The organism is Chromohalobacter sp. 296-RDG (assembly GCF_029889885.1).
In the GTDB taxonomy this organism is placed as follows: domain Bacteria; phylum Pseudomonadota; class Gammaproteobacteria; order Pseudomonadales; family Halomonadaceae; genus Chromohalobacter.
Map to the genome: position 1 here is coordinate 1 of NZ_JARANY010000132.1, position 2,852 is coordinate 2,852.

At 57.4% G+C, this 2,852-nt stretch carries 3 protein-coding genes and 1 pseudogene; all 4 read right to left on the bottom strand.

Annotated elements, in window-relative coordinates; genetic code table 11:
- Nucleotides 1-157 precede the first annotated feature (157 nt).
- The gene (locus OP495_RS17025) at nucleotides 158-640 is read right to left on the bottom strand and encodes a hypothetical protein (protein WP_280570926.1); all 483 of its coding nucleotides are present in this window, start codon (nucleotides 638-640) and stop codon (nucleotides 158-160) included.
- Between the two features lie 112 nt (nucleotides 641-752).
- Nucleotides 753-1,835 carry a DUF808 domain-containing protein gene (locus OP495_RS17030; protein WP_280570928.1) on the bottom strand — a complete coding sequence of 361 codons (1,083 nt, stop codon included), beginning with the start codon at nucleotides 1,833-1,835 and terminating at the stop codon, nucleotides 753-755.
- Nucleotides 1,836-2,066: 231 nt separating this feature from the next.
- Nucleotides 2,067-2,270 carry a cold-shock protein gene (locus OP495_RS17035; RefSeq protein WP_075369537.1) on the bottom strand — a complete coding sequence of 68 codons (204 nt, stop codon included), beginning with the start codon at nucleotides 2,268-2,270 and terminating at the stop codon, nucleotides 2,067-2,069.
- A gap of 282 nt (nucleotides 2,271-2,552) precedes the next feature.
- Nucleotides 2,553-2,852, bottom strand: a pseudogene (locus OP495_RS17040) (hypothetical protein); the annotation flags it as partial.

Consider the following 2,852-nt stretch of genomic DNA (forward strand, 5'->3'; position numbering starts at 1 on the left):
TTCTCGGCTAGCCGTCACCTTCAACCAGAACCGGCGGTAATCGAAGTGTTTGCCGTAGGCTTCGCGCACGGTGTAGTAGACGTTCTAGGTATCCACGAAGATGGCGACGCGTGTCATGGTAAGGAGATCCCCGGCAGGCAGTATAGCGCCAGCCCCATCAGGCGGGCGACGTGTCATCGGCGAGCATGTTCATGATCAGTCGGATCATCGTCTCCTTGTTGGCGGGGTCGGACTCCGCCACCAGCAGCGTCAGTGCCGCCAAACCGACATCGTTGATCACGAAATAGAGCAGGTACGCAGCTTTCGACTTGATACTCGGATAGGCCGGCTCGCCGAAGACGGACTGATCGAGATTGCCGACGGAAATGATGGCATTGAGGTTGTAGTGTTGGATTTTACGGCGCACCTGTCGATGCCCTTCCTGTCGAACTACTAAGAAATCCTTAGTAGTTGCCTCCTCGGCCAACTCCTCGTCGCTGAAGATGTTCTTGAGGTGCATCAACACGCTCTCGGGCGTGGTCTCGAATACCTCGCCCATCTGCCGCTGCGTCAGCCATACGGTCTCGCGCCCTTCGTCCAGACGTACGTCGACTGCCTTCTCGGCATCCTCGTAAATCAGGATTTGTGATTGTTCGCTCATGTCGGCCAGGTCCCGGTGCGTTTACCAGCATTGAACATAGCACGGACGCGTAAGCGATTCTTGTCGCGCGAATGGGGTCGCGGTGGCTTCTCGTGCGGCAAGGGACTCATACCTATTCGGCCTTCGCCTTCCTGGAGGGAATGAAGTGCAGCACGCCCACGACGACCGAGCCCACCAGGAAGCCGATCACCGCAGAGCACAACGTATTGAAGCTCCAACCCAGCACGCCGCCCAAGCCACCGGTTGCCTCGCCGATGCCTTGCTCAAGATGGTGTACCCACGCATAGGGCGCGTTGAGCCAGCCCGTGCCATCGGCACCCAGGTTGACCAGCAGGATATGCCCGCCCACCCAGAGCATGGCGACAGTTCCTACGACCGAGATGGCCGTCAGCACCTTGGGCATGGCCGTCACCAGACACCGGCCCAGCGCCTGAATGCCCGAGCTATCCCGCTGGGCGAGCTTCAGGCCGAGATCGTCCATCTTGATCAACAGCGCCACCACGCCATACACCAGAAGGGTGATGAAAAACGCGACCACCACCAGGCTCGCCAACTGTGACCAGAATCCCTGATGGGAGACGGCGGAAAGCGCGATCACCATGATCTCGGCGGACAGAATCAGGTCGGTTCGAACGGCACTGCTGACGATCTTTTTCTCCGCCGCCGGCTCCTTTTCGACCGCCGGCTTGCCGTCATCCTGCTCGCCGGAGAGCTTGTGCCAGACCTTCTCCGCACCTTCAAAGGCCAAGTAGGTTCCACCCACCATCAGGATGATCGGCAATAGAAAAGGCAAAAAGTGATTCAGCAGCAAGGCCACCGGCAGAATAAAAATCAGCTTGTTACGGATCGACCCCATCGCGATCTTCTTCACGATCGAGAGTTCACGCTCCGCCGTCACCCCTTGCAAGTACTGCGGGGTCACCGCCGTATCATCGACCACTACCCCGGCCGCCTTCGTCGTCGCACGCCCAGCGGCGGCACTCACATCATCCAGTGATGCTGCGGACAACTTCGCCAATGCGGCGATGTCATCCAGCAATCCTATCAAGCCGCCAATCATGGAAGCCGCCTCCATCAATAAAAGGTAAAGATAGTAAAGCACATTGCTGCTGCATGGCGGGCGGTCATGAAGTCGATGGTCTCGACGGCTCGTTCCAGGTCGAACGCCGCGCGCCGCAAACTCGCCTTTGCGCATGACTGGCTTCGCCGGGAATCTCAGGGACGTTAATACCGCATGGGCCTGGCGTCAGGGGAGAAAGTTCATAATGCACGGTGGAAGATGGGTGAGGCAGGCAGTGAATATTGATGCTGAAGATTCAACATCAGGCGAAATCTCACGCTTCTTGCACACAAAAACACCAAAGCCCGCCGAAGCGGGCTTTGGTGCTCGAAGCCTTGCGGCTCGACAGCGCAGGCTAACCGGGAGTTAGTTAGCCTTTACGTTTGAAGCTTGAAGGCCTTTCTTGCCCTGAGTCACGTCAAACGAAACTTCTTGACCATCCTGCAGGGATTTAAAGCCTTCAGCTTGAATTTCGGAGAAATGAACGAACAGATCGTCACCACCTTCGGCGGGAGAAATGAAGCCAAAACCTTTAGCGTCGTTAAACCACTTAACTGTGCCAGTTGCCATTTTCGAATTCCTTAGCGCGAAGCGCTTTTACTACGATTGCCGGGTACTACCCCAGATGAAATGGGTAAAACAAGGGGATATAACCAGGCTACCGAATGCTTCGAGTACAACTGACATATGCGACTTGCTACCAACTAGAAGCATCGTTTCATGCTGACGAGGGGGCGTCAATGGGGTTGTCGCTATAAAGCCCAGCGAGGCGGTATGGCGAGCGGCACCGTGCTCGACGAGCGCTCGGTGACACCCTATCTGTGGCCGGCGGGATTCCCCCTCGCCACCTTTTTAGCCGAGTAACTGCGCGCGTGCGGCCTCGAAGCCATCCCGTACCGTGCTATGCGCGGCGCGCGTCTGCGCAAGGTGTCGCCTTTGCTGAATCGCCACGCAACCGTTCATCCACGCCACCAACAGCGTCAGCGCGGCCAAACCGACATCGTTGATCACGAAATAGAGCAGGTACGCAGCTTTCGACTTGATACTCGGATAGGCCGGCTCGCCGAAGACGGACTGATCGAGATTGCCGACGGAGATGATGGCATCGAGGTTGTAGTGCAGCCTCGCACGCTTGATCTTTCTGCCCCCGTC

Coding starts and splice junctions, on each gene's coding strand:
- OP495_RS17030 (WP_280570928.1), bottom strand. CDS start 1,835: ATGCGCAAAGGCGAGTTTGCGGCGCGCGGCGTTCGACCTGGAACGAGC.
- OP495_RS17035 (WP_075369537.1), bottom strand. CDS start 2,270: ATGGCAACTGGCACAGTTAAGTGGTTTAACGACGCTAAAGGTTTTGGC.
- OP495_RS17025 (WP_280570926.1), bottom strand. CDS start 640: ATGAGCGAACAATCACAAATCCTGATTTACGAGGATGCCGAGAAGGCA.